Annotated in this window: 1 protein-coding gene; it reads left to right on the top strand. The window is 70.3% G+C overall.

The annotated features are described in order from the left end of the window. The first annotated feature begins 80 nt into the window (after positions 1-80). On the top strand, positions 81-755 hold the full coding sequence (locus NX794_RS35785; RefSeq protein WP_258783887.1) for a TetR/AcrR family transcriptional regulator: 675 nt from the start codon (positions 81-83) through the stop codon (positions 753-755). The last annotated feature ends 101 nt before the right edge of the window (positions 756-856 follow it).

Genomic DNA, 856 nt, shown 5'->3' on the forward strand with positions numbered 1-856 from the left:
ACCGGCCAGGTCCGGACGACCGGCGCCGGAGGGGATGGAAACATACCTTTGAGATGGTATTTTTTTCTGCACTGGAGAAGATGAGGCGATTGGGGGGCCTCGGCATGGTGAAGCAGGAACGCGCCCGGCGTACCTACGAGGCGATTCTCGACGCCGCCGCGGAGGAGTTCGTCTCGCTGGGCTACGCGCGCACGACCCTGGGCGGTGTCATCGCGCACACCGGCCTCACCAAGGGCGCGCTGTACGGCCACTTCTCCTCCAAGGAGGACCTGGCCCACACCCTGGTACAGCACGGGGCCACGGTCTGGGCCGGGCTGCTGACCGAGATCGAGTGCGCGGGGCTCGCGCCACTGAAGGCACTGCGCATACTCACCGTCTCCCTGGCGGGGCGGCTCTGGGCGGACGTCCGGGTGCGGGCCGCCTTCCGGCTCGCCTCGGAGCTGCCCGGAGACGTGCTCCAGGGCGGACCGCTGCTGACCGAGGTCTGGGACTTCCTGGTCGCCCACACCCGGCGGGCCCAGGCGAACGGCGAGATCCTGCTGCGCTGCTCACCCGAATCCGTCGCGCAGCTGCTGCTCTCCCTGGTCCTGGGCTTCCAGCACCTGCCCGTCCCGCAGCGCGACCTGCCCGCCAAGGGCCGGATCGAGGAGCTGTGGATCATCGTCGCCACCGCGCTGCGCGCGGCCGAGCCCACCGCGCCGCCCGAGCCGGCACTACCGGCCGACACCGCACAGGCGGCCGGTAAACCTTCATGACGGTATATTCGGCGCCGAGCGGGGAGACGAGGGAGCCCGGCCTTCAGGAGCACCGAGTCTTCGGCGGCACGACCAGAACCACCGCGCCCGCTTCCTGAGCC

This window comes from Streptomyces pyxinicus (assembly GCF_024753135.1).
GTDB classification, from domain to species: domain Bacteria; phylum Actinomycetota; class Actinomycetes; order Streptomycetales; family Streptomycetaceae; genus Streptomyces; species Streptomyces pyxinicus.